Raw genomic sequence first — 23,456 nt, forward strand, 5'->3', positions numbered from 1 at the left:
TTTTTGTAATCACTAAAGCAATCTTCATCGCTAGTAATTCCTGTGGATACATAAGGAATCGAACCTTATAAATGTCGTAAAAAACACCCTACTCCTGTACTATCTCTAAACTTATGAACTTCGCTCTGTTTCTGTAAGCGGGTGCAAATATACAACCCTTTTTTATTCTACAAAGCTTTTTTTAATTTATTTTTGAAAAGTTTTTCTAAACCCTAAATCCAATAAAAAAACCCAAAAACATAACCGCTCTGAGCGGGCGCAAACATACAACCCTTTTTTATTATATCATGAAATTTATTAAGAAAATTTAAAACATCTTAAACCCCCCTAAAAAAATAAACCAAACCTCAATGAACTAAACAAAACAATACCCCGTTTTGCGGGTGCAAATATAGAACCCTTTTTCTTTATGACAACACATTTTCATAACTATTTTAAAACTTTTTTTTAACAGTCTGATAAACTATAACTTATGAGCACAAAAAAAGCTTTATCCCATATCATAAATAATTATAGGCAGCTTTAGTATATATAATGAAGTCAGATCAAATTTAACCTTCACCCCTCTTTATAGTAGTCATCTCACATAATCAAAAGAATTCATCAATTAAATATGTCTTATATATTGTATGAGTTTTATTATCGTATTATCTTTGCCCCTTTAATTAGAAAAACATGATCAAGATTACGTTACCAGACGGTTCGGTTAGAGAATATAATAGCGGTGTTACTGCTATGGATATCGCAAAAGATATTAGTGAAGGTTTTGCAAGAAATGTAATTTCTGCAAAGTTTAACGGAACTACTATTGAAACCACTACCCAATTAACCACAGATGGTAACCTTATATTATTTACGTGGAGAGATGACGAAGGCAAGACAGCGTTTAGACACTCTACATCTCATGTTTTAGCCCAAGCCCTTGAAGAACTATACCCTGGAGTTAAGCTATCTATTGGTCCTGCAATTGATAATGGATTTTATTATGACGTTGATCTAGGGGATAAAACAATCTCTGAAAAAGATTTCAAGACTATTGAAGATAAAATGCTCGAAATCGCAAGAGGCAAGCATAACTTCAAAATGAGAGCTGTTTCAAAGGCTGATGCTTTAGCCAAATACAAAGAGGAAGGAAATGAGTATAAAGTTGAACTGATTGAAAACCTTGAAGATGGAACAATTACATTTTGTGATCATGATACTTTTACTGATTTATGTCGAGGAGGCCATATTCCTAACACAGGAATTATCAAAGCCGTAAAGATCATGAGTGTTGCCGGCGCATATTGGAGAGGAGATGAAAATAATAAACAACTAACACGAGTTTACGGAACATCTTTTCCTAAACAAAAGGAATTAAAAGAATATCTAGAATTACTAGAAGAAGCAAAAAAACGTGATCATAGAAAATTAGGTAAAGAACTAGGGCTTTTCACTTTTTCTCAAAAAGTGGGTCAAGGACTACCTCTTTGGCTTCCAAAAGGAGCTGCTTTACGAGATCGTTTAGAGCAATTTTTGAAAAAAGCTCAAAAAAAGGCTGGATATGAAATGGTAGTTACTCCACACATTGGTCAAAAAGAGCTATATGTAACTTCTGGTCATTATGCTAAATATGGAGAAGATAGCTTTCAACCTATAAATACTCCTGCTGAAAGTGAAGAATTTCTATTAAAACCCATGAATTGCCCTCACCATTGTGAAATATACAATAGCGAACCGTGGTCATATAGAGATTTACCTAAGCGATATGCCGAGTTTGGCACCGTATATAGATATGAACAAAGTGGTGAACTTCATGGTTTAACTCGCGTAAGAGGATTTACCCAGGATGATGCTCATATCTTTTGTACTCCAGACCAATTAGATAATGAATTTAAAAAAGTAATTGATTTAGTTTTATATGTTTTTGGTTCTTTAGGTTTCGAAAATTTTACAGCCCAAGTATCTGTTAGGGATTTAGAAAATCCCGATAAATATATTGGTGATGTAGCAAATTGGGAAAAAGCTGAAAATGCTATTATCAATGCTGCAAAAGACAAAGGTCTTAATTATATAATAGAAAGTGGTGAGGCAGCCTTCTATGGTCCCAAACTAGACTTCATGGTCAAAGATGCTTTAGGAAGAAGCTGGCAACTTGGAACTATTCAGGTAGATTATAACTTACCAGAACGTTTTGAACTTACATATAAAGGTAGCGACAACGAATTACATAGACCAATAATGATCCATAGAGCTCCTTTTGGTAGTCTGGAAAGATTTATCGCAATCTTATTAGAACATACGGGAGGTAATTTCCCATTATGGCTCATGCCAGAACAGGCTATTATACTCTCTATCAGCGAGAAATATGAAAAATACTCTGAAAAAGTTTTAAATTTGTTAGAAAATGACGAAATTCGCGCCCTCTCGGATCATAGAAATGAAACGATTGGCAAAAAGATCAGAGAAGCTGAAATGAATAAATTTCCTTATATTATAATCGTAGGGGAACAAGAAGAAAAAGATAATACAATTTCTGTTCGAAAACATGGAGGAGAAGATTTAGGAGCAATACCTATTGAAGAATTCTCTAAATTAGTAACCGAAGAAATTAACAAAACTTTAAAACCGTTTAACGGATAACGAATACTAAAAATTAAGTTTAACTAAAATTATTAAGTCATAGCAATTAGAAGAAGAAGGTCTCAAAAACCACTAAGAGTAATTAAAGAAGATGCTCACAGAATCAACCATAAAATTCGTGTTGATGAAGTGCGTCTTGTAGGTGACAATATAGAAGTTGGTGTATACCCAACAAAAAAAGCTTTACAACTTGCCGAAGAGCAAGAACTCGACCTTGTAGAGATTTCACCTAAAGCCGTACCCCCCGTTTGTAAAATAATGGATTACAAAAAATTCCTTTATGAACAAAAGAAAAGAGACAAAGCCTTAAAATCAAAGGCCACTAAAGTTGTTATTAAAGAAATTAGATTTGGCCCCAATACAGATGAACATGATTATGAGTTCAAGAAAAAACATGCCATTAAATTCCTAAGCGAAGGAGCTAAATTAAAGGCTTATGTATTTTTCAAAGGACGTTCTATCATATATAAAGATCAAGGACAAATCTTACTTCTTAGGCTTGCACAAGAATTAGAAGAATATGGTAAGGTTGAGCAAATGCCAAAACTAGAAGGTAAGCGAATGATAATGTTCATTGCGCCAAAAAAATAAACAAATTCCTAACAAAAAGGAAATTGTAATAATATTAAGTGAGATTATTAAAACAAGGATACAATGCCTAAAATGAAAACAAAATCCAGTGCTAAAAAGCGATTTAAGCTTACCGGTACTGGTAAAATTAAAAGAAAGCATGCGTTTAAGAGTCATATCTTGACAAAAAAATCTAAAAAACGTAAGCTTGCTTTGACGCACTCAACATTAGTGCACAAAAGCGATGAAAATAGTATTAAAGAGCAATTACGATTGAAGTAATCGCTTTTTAATAAGGTTGAAATTAATATAAACCAAGGAGTTAGGCCAATAGTAATAAACTCTCTAATACAGATGTAACTACTATAAAACAAAAGAGTCGAATATCGACCGCCTACTACTAAAAAATTTAAATTATGCCAAGATCAGTAAATTCCGTTGCAAAAAGAGCTAGAAGAAAAAAAGTTCTTAAGCAAGCAAAAGGTTACTTCGGACGTCGTAAGAATGTCTGGACTGTAGCAAAAAATGCGGTTGACAAAGCGATGCAATATTCGTATAGAGACCGTAGAAACAAAAAGAGAACTTTCCGTGCTTTATGGATCACCCGTATTAATGCTGGTGCTAGATTACATGGAATGTCTTATTCTCAATTTATGGGACAAGTAAAAGCTAATAATATCGAATTAAACCGTAAGGTTCTTGCAGATTTAGCGATGAACAACCCTGAAGCTTTTCAAGCAATTGTAGAAAAAGTAAAATAACTCTTTTAGTAAAAACAATACAATCTCACTTATAAAAAAACCCTGCTATATAGCAGGGTTTTTTGTTCTATTTAGTTTTTACAAAAATGCATTTTGTCGATAAAACAAGTACTTTAACTATAAAAAGGGATACTAATCAGTATTTTTTCATTACTTTTAAGAAAACTCGACATATATGAAAAAAGCTTACTTTTTACTTACATTCGTTTTATTTTCTAGTAGCCAACAATTGTTAGCACAGGATCATACTGGACACTCAGATAGTGATATGGGTGCAGAACAGATTTTTGGTCTTCTCGAAATGCCATTCCTTGCCATTGCTTTGGTTTTTAGCTTCTTAACAGCAACACGATTAAAGGGAGGAAAATTTGGATCAGGAATGACACTATTAGCATGGGGATTTGTAGTAATGGCTCTTGGACATCTTCATATGCAAATAGCTCATATTTTTAATTATAATATTTTTAAAAATATATTTGGAGATACGGCGGGTAATTATATCTGGTTTATTGCTCTTATTCTTACATGGGGGTTATCTGCATTGGGTTTTTATAAAATATATAAAGCCAGTAAAATATGACCTTAGATGATCCCTAATTGGTTTAAAAGAATATTTCGCCCCAAGAAAGCTTATCCTTCAAAAAACCAAGAAGAACAGAAAATTATAGATCTTATTGATTTTCTATGGAATGAGGTTGATATACATGCAAACGCCTCTAACTTAAAAACAAAGGTTAAAGCTTATAAAGGACTATCTCTCACCAAAAAGATTGAGTCCCTACCCGAGGTATATTTATTTCTCGAAGAACATCTTACCGAAAAAAACACAATAAAACTTGCCAGTAAACATTTTATAAGAAATCAGGTTGCCGAGCAACATGCTCCTCTATTTAAATACAAAAATTTCAAATTAATATTTGATCCACTAAAGGAACAAGAATTAATATTATGTAAAGTTTTTCTCTCGAACGTACTAAAGAAATCTTCAGAACTGGTCGGCAACTATAATGATCAAAAAATCCAGCAAATAAAACAATATCTAGACACCGAATATGATTTTAATTCTATTGATCTGATCAAAGAAAGAAAAAAGCTACTAGAATACTCCAATCAAATATTTTTTAGAATAAAAAATAGTTTAGGGATAAATGCTATTACAAACATCTACCTCATTATCTATAAAAAGCATTTTCAATCCTATCATTTACTAGAATCCTTCACCGCTACTCTTAATGTTATCCCAGAAGAAATTCTTTCAAAAGATCTTATTAATTTCCCAAGCAAACAACAAATGCATAAGATGCTGCAAAAGCAGCTATACAGCTTAGAAGAAATAAACGAGAGACTGACCAAAGAAATTGTTGAAAGAAAAAAAGTAGAAGAAGAACTAAAATACAGTGAACACTTAAAAACAACTATTCTAGAAACTGCTATGGATGCCGTAATCCTAGTAAACAGTATAGGAACAGTATTAAACTGGAATAAACAAGCTGAAATAATTTTAGAGTTAAAAAAAGAAGAAACTATAGGTAAGAATTTGTATTCTTTGGTACCCAGAAAATTAAGACACCAATTAAAAACCAGTTTTAGCAATTATATACAAACAGGAGAAGATGAACTCATAAATAAAAGAGTAGAGACCTCTATTAACAGAAGAGATGGCTCTATTGTTTATATCGAACTTACTATTATTGCTATTAAAACTAAAAACGATTATCTTTTTAATGCTTTCTTTAGGGATATAACCAATAGAAAAATTATAGATAATGAAATTAGAGAAGCAAAAGTAATAGCAGAGAAATCTGCAAAAGCAAAATCTGTATTTTTATCTAATATGAGTCATGAAATCAGAACACCACTTAATGTGATTCTGGGACTTACAGGTATTTTACAAAAAAGTAATTTTAGTACTCCACAAATCGATAGAAAAAACCTAGATGGCATACAATTTTCTGCTGAAAATCTTTTGATTCTTATTAATGATATTCTTGATTTTTCTAAAATTGAAGCAGGAAAACTAACATTACACAATACCGATTTTAATGTTCGAGAACTCATTACTAATATCTCTCGAGGTTTTAGAATAAAAGCAGATGAAAAAGGACTAAAGTATATTATGCATATTGATTCTTCAGTACCTAAATTCATTATTGGAGATCAACTTAGGTTAAATCAAATTTTAATTAACCTATTGGGTAACGCAATAAAATTTACCCAAAAAGGAGAAATAATAATTCAAGTACAAACAGAAGAAGTTATTGAAACTCATATTACTATTAATTTTTCTGTAAAAGATACTGGAGTAGGCATACCAAAAAACAAACTAAAGAATATTTTTGAAAGTTTTTATCAAGTCCATAAACCTGGCAAAAACAAGATAGAAGGAACTGGTCTTGGTTTATCAATTTCTAAACAACTTATAGAACTACAAGGGGGAACTCTCAAGGCCGAAAGCCAACCCGGAAAAGGTTCTTCCTTTAATTTTTCTATTACTTATGCTAAAAGCAGTTATAGATCTTCAGAAAACGAAAAACTAACCACACAAGCTGAAAATAAGCGCAGTTTATCAGGAATGAAAGTTCTTGTAGTCGAAGATAATAAAATGAATCAATTTTTTATGAGGCAATTATTTTCTAACTGGAACATCAAAGCAGATATTGCTGATAATGGAAAAATTGCTTTGGAAAAATTAGAAGAATCTATTTATGATCTTATACTAATGGACATGCATATGCCAGTCATGGATGGTCCCGAAACAACAGAAATCATACGAAAATCAAGCAATAACAGGATTAACCAATTACCAATAGTGGCATGCTCTGCAGATGTATTTCCAGAATCAAAAAAGAAAGCAATCGAATCTGGAATGAATTTTTACTTAACTAAACCATTAAGTGAGGAAGCTCTAGAAGAAATACTCTTTAGCTTACAATCCAACATAAAAAATAAAACTTCTTTTCATACTGATGCTAATCCCATAGCTGACAACAAAAAGTTCTGCGATTTATCTTTCCTGAAAAAAACTTTTGACGACGATAAAGAAATTATCAAAAGTGTGCTTCAGATATTTATAGAAGAAACTCCTGAAGAATATAAAAAATTAAAAGAGGCTATTGAAAACAAAAATATAAACGTAATAAAAGGAATTGCTCATAAACTTAAATCAAGTTTTAAAACTATTGGGTTACAAAAAGAAACCAGTATTCTAGAAGACATAGAACGTTCTTCGAAAGAAAAATTAGAATTCTCTCTGCTTTTAAAACTATTTCAGGATTTAGATGAATACTACCCAAAAATCATCAAGGAAGTCCAGCAATACATAAACGATCCAACTTCTTTAAATACCTGAAAAAAGAAAACATTTTTTCCTGCCTATTACTATCTTTGCATTTATGCAAAATCAAATAAAAAGCTTGCAGAATGATAAAGTAAAATTTCTCAATCAACTTAAAGAAAAGGCACGAGTTCGTCGGAGAGAAAAACTTTTTATCATTGAAGGTAAGCGTGAAATTACTCTAGCAATACAAGGCGGCTATACTATTACCCAATTATATTATTGTTCTTCTATTATTACCTATAAAGAGGTTTCATTGCTAGCCAAAACTTATAGCAATCAAATTGAGTTATTCGAGATTACATCAGAAATATATCAAAAGCTAGCTTACCGAGCAACGACAGAAGGGGTCTTGGCCGTTGTAGTATCCAAGAATACAGATATAAACAAATTGACTTTACCTTCTAAAAACCCTCTTATTTTGGTAGCAGAAGCTCCTGAAAAACCAGGCAATATAGGAGCACTGCTTCGTACTGCTGACGCTGCTCAATTAGATGCTGTTCTCATTGCCAATCCAAAAACTGATCTTTACAATCCTAATATCATACGATCCAGTGTAGGATGTCTGTTTACTAATACAATTGCCACAGGATCAACAGTTGATATCATAAATTTCCTAAAAAAAGAACAAGTGAATATCTATGGCGCAGCATTACAAGCATCTGTAAATTATAATACATTAGATTACACCAAGCCCACTGCAATTGTTGTTGGCACTGAGGCTACTGGCATGAGCGATCTGTTTTTAGAAAATACCACTCAAAATATTATTATTCCTATGAATGGTGTAATAGACTCAATGAACGTTTCTGTAGCCGCCGGGATTTTGATTTTTGAAGCAAAACGTCAACGGGGCTTTACAAACTAAAAGATTTAATATTATATTAAAAATAAATTAAAATTCATTACCTTACGAATTCTTACATGTCCCAAATGTTTGAACTCTAATTTGCTATAAACCGATGACCCCTTATTACCTATTTTACTTACTGATAGCCATCATTGTAATTGTTTTCTTAATAGATTCTCTATTAGATATACTTAATGCCAGACATTACAATAATGAAATCCCTAAAGAACTTTTAGACGTATACCCAGAAGAAGAATATGAAAAATCTATAGCATACAAGAAAGCAAATTATAAATTCAAACTAGTTTCTTCTACTGTATCCTTAATTATAATGCTTTTATTTTTCTTCTTAGACGGTTTTGCTTGGGTAGATACTATATCAAGAAGCATTTCTAATAACTCTATTATTATAGGACTTCTTTTTTTTGGAATTATTATGATTGGTAGTGACATTCTATCTACACCTGCTGTCTATTATAAAATTTTTGTAATTGAAGAAAAATTTGGTTTTAATAAAACAACTATAAAAACCTTTTTTATTGATAAGATAAAAAGCATGATCATGATGATTGTTGTGGGTGGAGGACTACTAGCATTAATTATATGGTTTTATGAATTAACAGGAAGGTCATTCTGGATATATGCCTGGACATTAGTATCTATTTTTACATTAGCAATGAATATGTTCTACGCTAAACTTATTGTACCTATATTTAACAAACAGACTCCTTTAGAACCGGGAGAACTTAGAGATACGATTGAAGCTTATTCAAAAAAAGTGGGATTTCAATTAAAAGATATTTTTGTGATTGATGGTTCTAAGAGAAGTACCAAGGCAAATGCTTATTTTTCTGGTTTTGGTAGTGAAAAAAGAATTACTCTTTATGATACATTAATTAAAGATTTAAATAATGAAGAAATCGTTGCTGTACTTGCTCATGAGGTAGGTCATTATAAAAAAAGGCATGTAATCGTTAATTTACTATTATCTATAGCGCTTACTGGTTTGACATTATGGTTTTTATCTCTTTTCATAGCAAATCCACTTCTTTCTGAAGCTCTTGGAGTCGCAACTCCTTCATTTCATATAGGTCTTATAGCCTTCGGAATTTTATATAGTCCTATTTCTGAAATAACTGGGTTAATAATGAATGTAGTATCTAGAGCATTTGAATACCAAGCTGATGACTATGCAAAAAACACATATAATAATGAAGCTTTAATTAGTAGTTTAAAAAAGCTTTCAAAAAATAATTTAAGTAATCTTACACCTCATCCTGCTATGGTATTCATTCATTATTCACACCCTACCCTATCACAAAGGATTAAAAATCTAAGAAAATAAATCCATCACTTAAGTGCTTGGTGGTTACATTTCTTAATTGTACTTTTAATTATTATTGAAAAAAATTGTTATTTAATTATTAAAATAAGGCATAATTTTTGACAACTAATACGACTAAGGGGATATCACACATATTGCTTAATAGGGCTTTCTTAAAAAACTTTGTGTTATGACCGAAGCTGCTATAGACGAGGAAAACAAAAAAATTGCAAAGCAATACAAAGAATTGCTTCGTATTAGTTATAGGGATCTTACCAAAGAGGACAAAATACTTATACGACAAGCATTTGATATTGCTGTAGATGCACATAAAGATCAACGCCGTAAGAGTGGTGAGGCATATATTTTTCACCCTATTGCTGTTGCTAAGATTGTGGCCAGTGAAATTGGACTTGATGCTACATCAATTGCTGCTGCCCTACTTCATGATGTTGTAGAAGATACAGAATATACATTAGTCGATATAGAGCAAATGTTTGGAGAAACGGTTGCCCGTATTGTAGATGGTTTAACTAAAATTTCTTCTCTAAAAAAAGATAGAGATATATCCTTACAAGCAGAGAATTTTAGAAAAATGCTCCTTACTCTTAATGATGATGTTAGAGTTATTATCATTAAGATTGCCGATCGTTTACATAATATGCAAACGATGGATGCTATGCGACCAGACAAACAAGTAAAAATCGCCTCTGAAACACTATTTATATATGCCCCATTAGCGCATAGAATTGGCTTATATAACATCAAAACAGAACTTGAAGATCTGGGACTCAAATATACCGAACCCGAGGTTTATAAGGATATTCTCGAAAAAATTAAAGAGAGTAAAGAAGAGCAAGATGAATATATCAAAAGATTCTCTGATAAAATTAGAGAAGGACTGGATAAAGAAGGATTAAATTATGAAATAAAAGGAAGGCCTAAGTCCATTTTCTCCATTCGCAGAAAGATGGTGAAACAGAATGTATCATTTGACGAAGTCTATGATAAATTCGCCATACGAATCATCTATAAGTCCGATGCTGACACTGAAAATGAAAAATTCATAGCTTGGAAAATCTATTCTATTGTTACAGATTACTACAGGCCTAATCCAATTCGATTAAGGGACTGGATTAATCAACCCAAAACAACAGGTTATGAGGCTTTACACATTACGGTTATCGGGCCAGATAGCAAATGGGTAGAGGTTCAAATTCGTAGTGATCGTATGCATGAAATCGCTGAAAAAGGATACGCTGCTCATTATAAGTATAAAAACAATGAAGAAAGGCAAGAGGACCAAGGATTAGATGGTTGGCTCAACAGACTACAGGAAGCCTTAGAAAATTCTGAAACCAATGCTGTAGACTTTGTAGAAGAATTCAAACTAAATCTTTATGCTAAAGAAATCTTTGTTTTTACTCCAGAAGGTGATTTAAAATCCTTACCCAAAGGAGCTACTGCCTTAGATTTTGGTTTTAGCGTACATACAGAAGTTGGCTTAAGAACTCGGGGAGCAAGAGTAAATGGTAAATTGGTACCATTAAGCCACGAACTTAAAAGTGGTGACCAAGTCGAAATAATTACCTCTACAAAATCAAAACCTTCTTCTAGCTGGCTGGATTACTCTACTACTGCAAGAGCACGATCAAAGATAAAATCTGCTTTACGAGATGAAAGAAAACAAATAGCAGAAGATGGTAAAGTTATCCTAAAACGTAAACTTCGTTCCCAAAAAATTACAATGGGAGAAAAAGTAGTAAATGAACTTGTTCTTTATTTTAAACTTAAAACAAGTTTGGATTTATTTTATAGAGTTGGTATAGGAACAATTGACAACCAAAAAATTAAAGAATTTGCTACTACTCGAAGCAATGTCTTTATGAATTTTATTAAAAACAGAATTCGAAGAGGTAACATTAAAGATGTAGATAAAGAAGAAATTACATCAAAATATGATCTACTTGTTTTTGGTAAAGATTCAGAGAAGTTAGAATACAAACTATCAAATTGTTGCAACCCTATACCTGGGGATGATGTTTTTGGCTTTATAACTGTTAATGAAGGGATAAAAGTGCATAAAAATAATTGTCCGAATGCATTGCAATTACAAAGTAACTATGCATATCGTATTATGCCTGCTAAATGGATTGATTCTAGTCAGGAAGAATTCAAAGCAGTAATCAAACTTAACGGTATCGACAATATTGGGGTTGTAAATGAAGTGACCCAGATCATTTCTAACAATATGCATCTCGCTATTTACAATATGAACTTTGATACTAATGATGGTGTTTTCACGGGAAAAATAACTGTAGGTGTTAAAAATAAAAATACTTTAAAAACAGTAATGAAAAGTCTTTCTAAAATAAGTGGTATTGATAAAGTAGTCAGAGAATAATTCTATATAAGAACACTTTATAACCTACTGCTATTCTGTTCTTTTCAGGTCATTACCACAACTTATATAAGTTATATTTAATTAATTTTAAAACGTTTAAATAATCGTTTTAAAAATCAGAGTCTCGCTAATAAAAAATAATGTAACTTTGTTTTTTTAAACGTATGAGTACTAAAGCAACTACACAAAACGATCAAGTTATCGTTAAAAATGTGTTTACCAGTTTCTTAGAAGAAAATGGTCACAGAAAAACACCCGAAAGATACGCTATACTTCAAGAGATATATGAAAGTGATGAACATTTTGATATAGAATCATTATATATCAAAATGAAAAACAAAAACTATAGAGTTAGTCGTGCTACTCTATATAACACTATAGAACTCTTACTGGAATGCAAATTAGTAAGAAAACACCAATTTGGGCAAAATCAAGCTCAATACGAAAAATCATACTTTGATAGACAACATGATCACCTAATTCTAACCGATACAGGGGATGTATTAGAATTTTGTGATCCTAGAATCCAATCTATAAAGAAAACAATCGAAGAAATTTTTGATGTAGACATTACAAATCACTCTTTGTATTTCTACGGCACTAAAAAGAAACCAACTAATCAACAAGACAACTAATGGCTGTAAACTTATTACTTGGTCTTCAATGGGGAGACGAAGGTAAAGGAAAAATTGTAGACGTTCTTACAAAAGATTATAATATTATTGCACGATTTCAAGGAGGACCTAATGCTGGTCATACTTTAGAATTTGATGGAATTAAACATGTACTCCACACTATCCCAAGCGGGATTTTTCATGACAAGGCTATTAATCTTGTCGGTAATGGTGTTGTAATCGACCCTGTTATTTTCAAAAAAGAATTAGATAATCTTGATAAGTTTAATTTGGATTACAAATCCAAATTATTAATATCCAGAAAAGCACATTTAATTCTTCCAACACACAGAATTCTTGATGCCGCATCTGAAGCCTCTAAAGGGAAAGCCAAAATAGGCTCTACTTTAAAGGGAATCGGCCCTACTTATATGGATAAGACAGGTAGAAATGGTATTCGTATTGGAGATTTAGAATTAAGTGATTGGAAAGAACGCTATCGTACCTTAGCTAATAAGCACGAAGCTATGATTGATTTCTATGATGCCAAAATAGAATACGATTTAGAAGAATTAGAACGTGAATTTTTTGAAGCTGTAAAAGTATTAAAAACGTTAACTTTTATTGATAGCGAAGAATATTTACATCAAGCTCAAAAGGATGGTAAAACAATTTTGGCAGAAGGTGCTCAAGGATCATTATTAGATATAGATTTTGGAACCTACCCTTTTGTTACATCATCTAATACTACCGCAGCAGGTGCCTGTACTGGCTTAGGTATAGCTCCAAACAAAATCAAAGACGTTTTTGGAATTTTTAAAGCATACACTACTCGCGTTGGTAGCGGACCATTTCCAACAGAGTTATTTGACGAAGATGGAGAAACTATGGCTCGTGTAGGACATGAATTTGGAGCAACAACTGGAAGACCAAGAAGATGTGGATGGTTAGATCTTGTTGCTTTAAAATATGCTGTTCATGTTAATGGTGTAACCAAATTAATGATGATGAAAGGTGATGTTCTAAGCGGGTTTAAAACCTTAAAAGTATGTACTGCATACACATATCAAGGTAAAAAAATCACTCATTTACCTTACAATATTGAACCTGAAAATGTAACTCCTATATACACAGAGATGAAAGGTTGGTCAGAAGATCTAACTGAAATGACAGATGCTTCTCAACTACCAAAGGAATTGAATGATTATATTACTTTCTTAGAGAAAGAACTGGAAACTCCAATAACAATAGTTTCTGTTGGACCAGATAGAAAACAAACTATCCATAAGTAAACTACAAAAAATAACATTTCGATGTGATTGCATATCACATCGAAATGTTATTAAAATATTATAAATCTCTCTTAGAATTTCAAGAAATTAAAACAGCTTTTTAGCTTTAAAAGCTATCTTTATAATGAAGTTGTACTAACTTTACTAGGTTTAAGTTTGATAACTCTTTCTAGTTTTAATCTGGTTTTTGGCCTACTATCTTCATAGCTCTCAGGAAACGATGTTACTTGCCTAAATCCATAAATATCGTCATCACCTTTTCCTCCTTTACGATTACTTGCAAAATATCCACTCTTATTTTCTTCATTAATAATAAAAGTGAAATCATCTTTAACACTATTAATTGGCTTTCCTAAATTATAAACTTTAATTGAGCCATTTCTTTTAGGTATTGCCATAAAAATATCCAATCCTCCAAAACCTTCATGTCCATCACTTGCAAAAAAGAGTCTACCTTTATCACTTATATAAGGAAAAGTTTCTCTCCCAGAAGTATTAATTTGTTTCCCCAGATTCTTTATTGTTCCAAAGCTTCCATCTTCTTTTATCTCTACTACATACAAATCAGATTTACCATTACTTCCTGGCATATCACTAGCAAAGTATAAGAATTTTTCATCAGGAGATAGTGCGGGATGAGCTACAGAATATTCATCACTACTAAATGGTAATTCTTCAACACTTCCCCATTTTCCTCTATCATATCTTGCTCTATATATTTTTAACAGCACTGTTCCCTTTTCATCTGTTTTTGATTTTCTTTTAGAATAGTTATTTCTTGTAAAATAAACTGTTTTTCTATCTCTACTAAAAGTTGCAGATGATTCATGAAACTTTGTATTTATATCCCCCTTTAATCTAGTTATACTCTTTTCATCGGTTTTTACTGTATTCGTGGCATATAAATCTAAAAAAGGTTGATTATTCCATTCATGAAGTATTGTAGAATAGTTATTCTTATTTCTTGAAGAAGCAAAAACTAATTCATTTTGATAAAAACTAGGCGCATAATCAGAGTACTCTGAATTTATATTTAAAACATCAATAATAAAATTTGCAGATTTATCCTCGGATGATGAAATATCATAACCTATTGTCGTATTACTTATCTCAACTTCGATTTCGTTATTATCATCACTGGCATACAACAAGGGAAGCACCTCAATCTCTTCAATACTATTTTCAGTACTTTTCAGACTATTGAAATACTTGTTCTGATATTCAGGTGTTATTTGTTTTGGATATAAAGATTGTAAAACCTCATACCATCTTGCAGCTCTTTCCAATTCTCCATTAAAGTAATATGAATCTCCTAGTTTTTCATATAACTCCATTGATGAACATCCCTTTTCTAATGCTTTTAAATACATCTTTCTAGCCTCTATAAAGGCATAGTTTTTAAATGCATTATTTGCTTTTTCTAACTGCTTTTCCTGAGAAAATACAGCTCCCCAAAAAAACAAAAAAAATAGAGCCCCAAAGTTTTTTTTCAAAAACATCTATTATTTTTTTGTCAATAGTGTCCCGATCTATACTCTTTTTCCTTAGTAAAAAGCACATCAATATCCCAAGTGATTTCTATAACACTCACTAGAATACATAGTCCTGATTTAACTAATAAATAAAAAAAGTTAATGATGCTATCCCCATAGCACCTATCGTACCCTTTTGTTGTTTTCTATCGCAATTTACTGATGCTTAAGCAGATCAAGTGTTAAAAAAATCGAAAATTTATTTATTTAACTTTTTTTCGCTCATAATTTTAGACAAATTTAATGCTCTTCATATCACACGTGTTCCCATTTTCATAAGCTTTATGATCGTTTTTTAAGCTATGTTTTTATGAAATTAAATAGAATTGACTTGTAAAAATGCAACATACAGTATAACAAACGGTTATTGATTAGTAGTAACTAAGTTTTTATTTTACGTTGTACGCCACAATCATTAGATACAATTTTCGTTATTTTGCATACAAATTTAAAACACTTGAAAAACAATTTTTTCTACATAACATTCGCTCTTTTGTTTTCTTTGGCATCCTTTGCTCAAGAAGCAAAACAAATTAAAGTGCAATCAGATCGTACAATAAAAAATGAAAATAGGTTTCCTGGAGCTACAATTTTAGCCAAGGTAAACAAACAGGTATACATGCAGCATGAAGGAATTGAAATCTGGTGTGATAACGCTGTGCACTATGGTGCAGATAAATTTGTCAAGGCATCAGGTAATGTAATTATAAAGCAAGGAGATACGCTGACAATGACTAGCAAATATGCAGAATATAATGGAAATACTCAATTTGCATATGCTCGGGATGATGTTTTCATGGAAACTCCGTCTAATACATTACGTACAGATACTTTATTTTTTGACAGGTTAAAGCAACAAGCATATTATAGAAGCGGAGGAACTGTAAAAGATTCTTCAAATACATTAACAAGTCAAATTGGTCGTTATTTTATGGATAGAAAGCAATATTCATTTAATACAGCCGTAAAAATTGTTAATCCAGAAAATACAGTGGACTCTGATCGTCTGGACTATTATACAGAAAATGGACATGCTTACCTTTATGGACCTTCTACGGTTAAAGGAAAAGAGAGTACATTATATTGTGAACGTGGATTTTATGATACTAAGGTTAAAACAGGATATGCTATAAAAAATGCCCGAATAGATTATGACAAACGTACAGTATTTGGGGATAGTATATTTTATAACAGCGCAATTCAGTTCGCTTCTGCAACAAACAACATCAAGGTATTAGATACAGCTAATAATTCGCTAATCACTGGCCACTATGCAGAAGTATTTAAGGATAAAGATTCTGTATTTATTACCAAAAGAGCACTTGCTGCCACACTACAGGAGAAAGATTCTATCTTTATCCATAGTGATACACTCATGATCACAGGGAAACCTGAACAAAGAATAATGAATGGCTTTTATGACGTAAGGATTTACAAGAGTAATATGAGTGGTAAAAGTGATTCAATAAATGTAAATCAAACTACAGGATATACCAAAATGATAGGTAAACCTATTATTTGGTCACAGAGAAATCAAATGACAGGTGATACGATAAAAATTATTTCTAATACCAAAACAGAAAAACTAGACTCACTTATTGTATACCAAAATGCTTTTCTTGCACAAGAAGACACCTTAAAAGCAGGATTTAATCAAGTAAAAGGTCAAATCTTATACGGTTTGTTTAAGGATAATGAGATTTACCAAGTTGATATTGACAAAAACACGGAGACAATCTTCTTTCAAAGAGAAAGCGATGGAGAACTTAAACTTATTGGAATTAACAAAGTACTATCCAGTTCGATTAAGATGCTTTTAAATGATAGAGAAATCGAAGATGTTTATTATTATCAGAATGTTGATGGTACCTTATATCGCGAAATTGATCTACCATTAAATGCACGTGAACTTTCTGGATTAAATTGGCGAGGAGAAGAGCGCATTAATACTAAAGCAGATCTGTTTAAAGGAGAATCTCCTCCAAAACTCATAAAAATAACTGGAATACCTTTACCAAAAGACGAAGCCGATTTTTTTGATGAAGAAACAGTAAAACGATTAGAAGATAATAAATCTGAAAAATCACAATTGCTTGAACAAGAATTAAAAGATGCAGAACTTAAAAAAACTAATGAAGAGCTCGATTCTATTCCATCTCAAAAATTCATAAAAGAAGAAATCAAAACTGAAAAGAAAAAAAATCAAAAAAAAACTTCTTTTATTGATCAAGACCTTACTCGCACCCCTAAACAAAGAGATAGTATTACTGTAACCACGCTACAATACTCTGATAAGAAACCAAAAGACAGTATCAGAAATTAAGTATATAAATAGAACAAAGCACAGATTGATTTACTAATAATATATTTTGAAACAAAATTTTTTCAAATATCAAGCACAAACTTCTCCTCACCCTTTGGCTATGGAGGTTTCTCATGCTAATGGTAGTTATATCTATGATATAGAGAATAAAAAATATCTTGATTTTGTTGCTGGCGTATCTGCATGTAGTTTAGGACATAGACATCCTAAGGTTGTAGATGCTATAAAAAAACAACTGGATAAATACCTTCATGTAATGGTGTATGGAGAATACATTCAACAACCAGCAGTTGAACTCACTCAACTTTTGGCGAATCATTTACCTTCTCCATTAGAAAAGACATATTTAACTAATTCGGGTACTGAAGCTATAGAAGGATCTCTAAAACTTGCAAGAAGAGCTACAGGACGAAGTCAAATTATTGCTACAAACCTAGGATATCATGGAAATACAATGGGATCTATGAGTGTAATGGGCTATGAAGAACGTAAACAAGCGTTCAGACCTCTCATTCCTGATGTTTCCTTTATATCTTTTAACAAAGAAGAAGATTTAAAACATATAACAAACAAAACAGCTGGAGTTATTCTTGAAACCATACAGGGAGGGGCAGGATTTATTGAACCTAAAAATGAATACCTTAAAAAAGTAAGAAAAAGATGTACAGATGTCGGTGCATTGCTTATTCTTGATGAAATCCAGCCGGGATTTGGAAGAACAGGCACATTATTTGGTTTTCAAAATTATGATAGTGTTCCTGATATAGTTGTTATGGGTAAGGGAATGGGAGGAGGCCTACCAATAGGCGCTTTTACGGCCTCTACAAAAATAATGAACCAGCTTCAGGACAACCCTAAACTAGGCCATATTACAACTTTTGGAGGTAACCCTGTAATTGCATCTGCCGCTTTGGCAACATTACGAGAAATTACGGAAAGTGACTTAATGGCAGCTACTTTAGAAAAAGAAAAGCTATTTAGATCCTTATTAGTTCATCCCCTCATTAAAGAAATACGTGGATTAGGTCTAATGCTTGCCTTAATAACTCCTTCTGCAGAGATCACAAATCAGGTTATTTTAAAATGTCAAGACAAAGGACTCATTCTTTTTTGGTTACTTTTTGAAACTCGTGCAATTCGCATAACCCCTCCTCTTACTATATCTGAGAATGAAATAAGAGAAGGATGCAATATTATTCTTACTGTACTAGATGAGCTATAAAAATCTAAATTTTAAGACTTGATCGCTAAAAAATCATTAAAAATATCGTATATTGAAGTATCTCATCCTATCTTTTCACAAATTCAGTATCACATAATAGCTTACAAAAAAGAAAAACTCTAATCCATTATCAATATAATGGTACGTATTTTGTTAATTAGTTTGTTAAAAACAATTGATCATCGAAGTATAATCATTCAATTTCATTTGTAATTTTAATACTGAGGAAATCAATAATGCGAAAATAGATTAAGTAATGGAGTTATTAAATACTCTCTTTTGTTGGGGAAAACAAAAAAAGTATTTTCACTGTTTTACAATTTATGAAGCATCTTTAATCAACGTGTATGAAATTTAACCGCGAAGAAGAAGAAAATAATTTCTCAATTACTCGATATGAGTCTATGCTGAGATCTAATGATGTTAAATTTTTTGATTCAGATGAGTTTGAATCTATAATTCATCACTATCTGGAAAATGGAAAAATTGCCAAAGCAAAAAAGGCAATTTCTCTAGGTTTATCTCAACACCCATCTTCCGTTAATTTAAAGTTATTACAAGTAGAAGTATTGGTTTTTGAAAACCGATTAGATAAAGCCGATAATCTTTTGGCTCAATTACATGCTATAGAGCCAGAAAATGAAGAAATCTACATCCAGAAAGCAAATATTCTCTCAAAACAAAATAATCATGAAAAAGCTATAGAGCTTTTAACTATGGCTCTGAGCTATACCGATGATTCTGCTGACATATATTCTTTGGTAGGAATGGAGTATCTATTTATGGATGATTTTGAAAATGCTAAAATCAATTTTATGAGATGTTTAGAAGCAGATGATGAAGATTATTCTGCTTTATATAATGTGATATATTGTTTTGATTTTCTTGAGCAACATGAGGAAGCTATTGAGTATCTAAACATGTTCTTGAATAAAAATCCTTATTGTGAGGTAGCTTGGCATCAAGTTGGTAAACAATACTTTGATTTAAAAGAATATGATAAAGCATTAGCAGCGTTTGACTTTGCTATTATAAGCGATGAATATTTTATAGGAGCTTATCTTGAAAAAGGAAAAGTATTAGAGAAATTAAAAAGATATAATGAAGCTATAGAAAATTATAGAATCACTTTAGAATTAGATGATCCCACTTCTTTTGCACTATTAAGAATAGGAAAATGTCATGAGCGATTAGGAAATGATGATTTAGCCATTCAGCATTATTCTAAAACTGTACATGAAGATCCCTTACTCGATAAAGGATGGATCGCCATTACTGATTTTTATATGAGGAAACGCGATTATCAAAAAGCATTATATTATACAAATAAAGCAATAAACATTGATGGTGAAAATGTTTTATACTGGAAAAGGTATGCCAAAATTAACAATAGACTTGCTTTTTTTGAAGAGGCAGAACGTGGATATAGAAAAGCATTAGAATTAGGAAACTATGAAATAGAAACCTGGTTAAATCGCTTTGATATACTTAGGTTTTTAGGAGAATCTGATGCTGCTATACAAAGTTTACATCAAGCTATCGAATTTTACCCTGATAATCCCGAAGTACAATACAGACTTGCAGGATTGTATTATGAAATGCAAGATTATGAGAAGGGTGAATACCATATCAGAAAGGCTCTAGAACTCGACTATGAATACCATATTGTTTTAGAAGAACTATTCGAAAAGATTTTTAATCTTACTTTGGTTAAAAATATTATTTCAGAATATAAATAATTCTAAAAAGACCATTTTTTTTGTATTAGGTTTGATTGTAAAATTGCATACATTTGTTTTGATTAAAAACATCAAAAACAACACAAATGCAAAGAAGTCTTAAGGACTATTTGATAATCTCAATAAAAGGCCTTGCTATGGGAGCTGCAGATGTAGTTCCTGGGGTTTCAGGAGGTACTATCGCTTTTATATCCGGTATTTATGAGGAATTAATTGAAACCATTAACAGATTAGACATTAAATTCTTTTCAGTTTGGAAAAAAGAAGGCTTCCTAACATCTTGGAAGACATACAATCTTTCCTTTTTGACAGCTCTTTTCCTTGGAATAGCAATCAGCATCTTATCTCTTGCCAAATTAATAAAATGGCTACTCCATAACGAACCTCTTTTACTTTGGGCTTTTTTCTTTGGATTAGTCCTTGCCAGTATTGTTTATATAGGTAAACAAATCAAAGTCTGGAAACCAAAAGTAATATTGGGTATTGTTGTAGCAGCTGTACTCTCCTATTTTATAACGATAACAGAGCCTTTTGCCTCCCCAGATAGCAATTGGTATCTATTATTTTGTGGATTTTTAGCCATCATTGCAATGATATTACCAGGAGTATCGGGAGCTTTTATACTCCTGCTTCTAGGAGCATATCAAACATTCATCTCCATCTTAAATCAATTACGTGATGGATTAGTTACTATGAATATCGATCTTCTGTGGCAAGCTGTCTCTAAAATTCTTATCATCGGTATTGGTGCAATTGCAGGTTTAAAGTTATTCTCTAAAGTACTGAACTGGATGTTTAAAAATCATAACAATACCACTTTAGCTATACTTACCGGGTTTATGATAGGTTCTCTTAATAAACTTTGGCCCTGGAAAAAAGTGTTGTCATGGAGAACAAACTCTGAAGGACTTAAGGTTCCTTTTATTGAAAAAAGTATACTTCCAACACAGTATGAAGGCGACGCCCAGATCATCTGGGTTTTACTTTTTATAACAATAGGTTTTTTATTAATTCTTATCTTAGAACGTCTTTCTGTGAAAAAAGAAGACTAATACCTATGCAACAAAGTACCCGAACCTTTACTGATAGATTATTTCTTGTTATAAAAGGTCTTGCTATGGGTGCTGCTAATAAAGTCCCTGGAGTTTCAGGAGGTGTAGTTGCCTTTGTTGCAGGTTTTTATGAAGAATTCATTTACTCTCTTCAAAAGATTAATTTTAAAGCTTTTAAGTTGTTTATTAATTTTAGATTTAAAAGTTTTTGGAGATACATAAATGGTAGGTTTCTCGGATTATTGATTTTAGGAATGTTAATTAGTTATTTTAGTGTTTCAAAAATTCTGGATTACCTCATCATTCATTATGAATTATATGTCTGGGCTTCTTTTTTTGGAATGATAGTGGGTTCTATTTATTATATCGTAAAAGATTTTGATGATTGGAGTAGACGAAATATTTGTCTTATTATGATAAGTATAATAGTCGGAATTAGTATTAGTTTATTAGATCCTGCAAAAGAAAATGACAATCTATGGTTTGTATTTATTTGTGGTATTATTGGAGTATCAGGTATGACATTACCAGGATTATCAGGTTCTTTTATTCTCATATTACTTGGCAATTATGTATTATTACTTGTTGATTCTGTCAATGCTTTATATGATACCATTGCAGATCTAATTCGTTGGGATTTTTCTTTTACTGAAAACACCAATAGAATACGGTTACTAAAAGTACTTGTTGTATTTAGTATTGGATCTTTAACCGGTCTTGTCACATTATCGCACTTCTTAGGATATGTATTAAAACACTATAAAAGTGCAACTTTTGCTGCTATCATAGGGTTTATAACAGGCTCATTAGGTGTTGTTTGGCCTTGGAAATATAAAATTTACAAAACAGATACTTTAGGAAATACTCAAATTGATGCATTAGGCAATCCCATTTTAGACAACTATGATCGTTACTTTCCTGATTTAACCATTTTAGAAACCTATATAGGTCTTTTCTATATCATTGTAGGTATCGCTATTGTGCTATGGTTAGAGTGGTATGGTCAACGAACACAAAAAACTTCACAATGAAAAAAACATACGGTTTGCTAGGCAGACACATAGGGTATTCATTTTCCAAAAATTACTTTTCAGAAAAATTTGAAGAAGAAAACTTAGATTGTGAGTACAAGAATTTTGATATATCTCAAATAGAAGATGTAAAAGAAATTATTAACAATCCTGTGGTCAAAGGTCTAAATGTAACCATTCCATATAAGGAAGAAGTAATTTCATTTGTACATGATTTGGATCCCATAGCCAAAGAAATTGGAGCCGTAAATGTTATCAAATTTGATAAAGACAAAAGATTAAAAGGTTTTAATAGTGACTATTATGGATTTACTGAATCTCTAAAACCATTATTAAACAATACTGTAAAAAAAGCATTAATTCTTGGAACAGGAGGAGCTTCAAAAGCTATTGCTTATGCGCTTCAGCAGCTCAATATCGAATATACATTTGTATCTCGCAATCCAGACTTTAATGAGCTAAGTTATACTAATTTGGATGAAGATATTATTCGAACATACACTCTAATAATTAACTGTACTCCATTAGGAACACACCCCGATGTCCAAAATTATCCCGACATCCCATACGAGTATATTACTAAAAACCATGTACTCTATGATCTTATATATAATCCTGCGGAAACTGTTTTTATGCAGAAAGGAAAAGAAAAAGGAGCTACAGTAACTAATGGATTACGAATGTTAATACTTCAGGCAGAAAAGTCCTGGGAAATCTGGAATACCTGATTTCTTAGTAAATTTTGTCATAAAATTCTTACTAAAATTTGTTATTACTACTCTTAAA

At 31.7% G+C, this 23,456-nt stretch carries 18 protein-coding genes; 17 read left to right on the forward strand and 1 reads right to left on the reverse strand.

The genetic code is table 11. From position 1 onward, the window contains the following. The first annotated feature begins 675 nt into the window (after positions 1-675). From thrS to DK442_RS16760, 11 genes are all read left to right on the forward strand, one after another. Positions 676-2,622, forward strand: a complete 1,947-nt coding sequence (gene thrS, locus DK442_RS16710) for a threonine--tRNA ligase (RefSeq protein WP_109437045.1) — start codon at positions 676-678, stop codon at positions 2,620-2,622. 81 nt (positions 2,623-2,703) lie between these two features. Beyond that, positions 2,704-3,213, forward strand: a complete 510-nt coding sequence (infC, locus tag DK442_RS16715) for a translation initiation factor IF-3 (protein WP_255412242.1) — start codon at positions 2,704-2,706, stop codon at positions 3,211-3,213. 63 nt (positions 3,214-3,276) lie between these two features. Further along, on the forward strand, positions 3,277-3,474 hold the full coding sequence (gene rpmI / locus DK442_RS16720; RefSeq protein WP_027394180.1) for a 50S ribosomal protein L35: 198 nt from the start codon (positions 3,277-3,279) through the stop codon (positions 3,472-3,474). 134 nt (positions 3,475-3,608) lie between these two features. Further along, a complete protein-coding gene (gene rplT, locus DK442_RS16725; protein ID WP_109437046.1) occupies positions 3,609-3,953 on the forward strand; it encodes a 50S ribosomal protein L20 in 345 nt (114 codons plus the stop codon). Between the two features lie 175 nt (positions 3,954-4,128). Beyond that, a complete protein-coding gene (locus DK442_RS16730) occupies positions 4,129-4,533 on the forward strand; it encodes a hypothetical protein (protein ID WP_109437047.1) in 405 nt (134 codons plus the stop codon). A gap of 6 nt (positions 4,534-4,539) precedes the next feature. Continuing rightward, positions 4,540-7,302: an ATP-binding protein gene (locus DK442_RS16735; protein WP_109437048.1), complete on the forward strand. Its 2,763-nt coding sequence runs from the start codon at positions 4,540-4,542 to the stop codon at positions 7,300-7,302. A gap of 43 nt (positions 7,303-7,345) precedes the next feature. Next, positions 7,346-8,155, forward strand: a complete 810-nt coding sequence (locus DK442_RS16740) for an RNA methyltransferase (protein ID WP_109437049.1) — start codon at positions 7,346-7,348, stop codon at positions 8,153-8,155. 94 nt (positions 8,156-8,249) lie between these two features. Then, on the forward strand, positions 8,250-9,482 hold the full coding sequence (locus DK442_RS16745) for a M48 family metallopeptidase (protein ID WP_109437050.1): 1,233 nt from the start codon (positions 8,250-8,252) through the stop codon (positions 9,480-9,482). A gap of 169 nt (positions 9,483-9,651) precedes the next feature. Beyond that, a complete protein-coding gene (locus DK442_RS16750) occupies positions 9,652-11,865 on the forward strand; it encodes a bifunctional (p)ppGpp synthetase/guanosine-3',5'-bis(diphosphate) 3'-pyrophosphohydrolase (protein ID WP_109437051.1) in 2,214 nt (737 codons plus the stop codon). A gap of 164 nt (positions 11,866-12,029) precedes the next feature. Beyond that, positions 12,030-12,500 (forward strand): Fur family transcriptional regulator, encoded by a 471-nt coding sequence (locus DK442_RS16755; protein WP_109437052.1) that lies wholly within the window; start codon positions 12,030-12,032, stop codon positions 12,498-12,500. Beyond that, positions 12,500-13,771, forward strand: coding sequence for an adenylosuccinate synthase (locus tag DK442_RS16760; protein ID WP_109437053.1), 1,272 nt, complete (start codon positions 12,500-12,502; stop codon positions 13,769-13,771). Before DK442_RS16755 ends, DK442_RS16760 begins: the two co-directional genes overlap by 1 nt. A gap of 119 nt (positions 13,772-13,890) precedes the next feature. Here DK442_RS16760 and DK442_RS16765 read toward each other — a convergent pair whose 3' ends face one another. Beyond that, on the reverse strand, positions 13,891-15,270 hold the full coding sequence (locus DK442_RS16765; RefSeq protein WP_109437054.1) for a tetratricopeptide repeat protein: 1,380 nt from the start codon (positions 15,268-15,270) through the stop codon (positions 13,891-13,893). A gap of 490 nt (positions 15,271-15,760) precedes the next feature. Between DK442_RS16765 and DK442_RS16770 the strand changes: the two genes are divergently transcribed. From DK442_RS16770 to DK442_RS16795, 6 genes are all read left to right on the forward strand, one after another. Further along, the gene (locus DK442_RS16770; protein WP_235010979.1) at positions 15,761-17,626 is read left to right on the forward strand and encodes an OstA-like protein; all 1,866 of its coding nucleotides are present in this window, start codon (positions 15,761-15,763) and stop codon (positions 17,624-17,626) included. A 46-nt stretch (positions 17,627-17,672) separates the two neighbouring features. Next, positions 17,673-18,848 (forward strand): aspartate aminotransferase family protein, encoded by a 1,176-nt coding sequence (locus DK442_RS16775; RefSeq protein WP_109437055.1) that lies wholly within the window; start codon positions 17,673-17,675, stop codon positions 18,846-18,848. A 347-nt stretch (positions 18,849-19,195) separates the two neighbouring features. Beyond that, positions 19,196-20,587, forward strand: a complete 1,392-nt coding sequence (locus tag DK442_RS16780) for a tetratricopeptide repeat protein (protein ID WP_109437056.1) — start codon at positions 19,196-19,198, stop codon at positions 20,585-20,587. Positions 20,588-20,673: 86 nt separating this feature from the next. Beyond that, entirely contained in the window at positions 20,674-21,639 is a 966-nt protein-coding gene (locus DK442_RS16785; RefSeq protein ID WP_109437057.1) for a DUF368 domain-containing protein, read from the forward strand. A 5-nt stretch (positions 21,640-21,644) separates the two neighbouring features. Then, positions 21,645-22,670: a DUF368 domain-containing protein gene (locus DK442_RS16790; RefSeq protein WP_235010980.1), complete on the forward strand. Its 1,026-nt coding sequence runs from the start codon at positions 21,645-21,647 to the stop codon at positions 22,668-22,670. Beyond that, the gene (locus tag DK442_RS16795) at positions 22,667-23,398 is read left to right on the forward strand and encodes a shikimate dehydrogenase (protein WP_109437058.1); all 732 of its coding nucleotides are present in this window, start codon (positions 22,667-22,669) and stop codon (positions 23,396-23,398) included. Before DK442_RS16790 ends, DK442_RS16795 begins: the two co-directional genes overlap by 4 nt. Positions 23,399-23,456 lie beyond the last annotated feature (58 nt).

It is taken from the genome of Aquimarina sp. AU119 (genome assembly GCF_900312735.1).
Lineage (GTDB): Bacteria > Bacteroidota > Bacteroidia > Flavobacteriales > Flavobacteriaceae > Aquimarina > Aquimarina algiphila.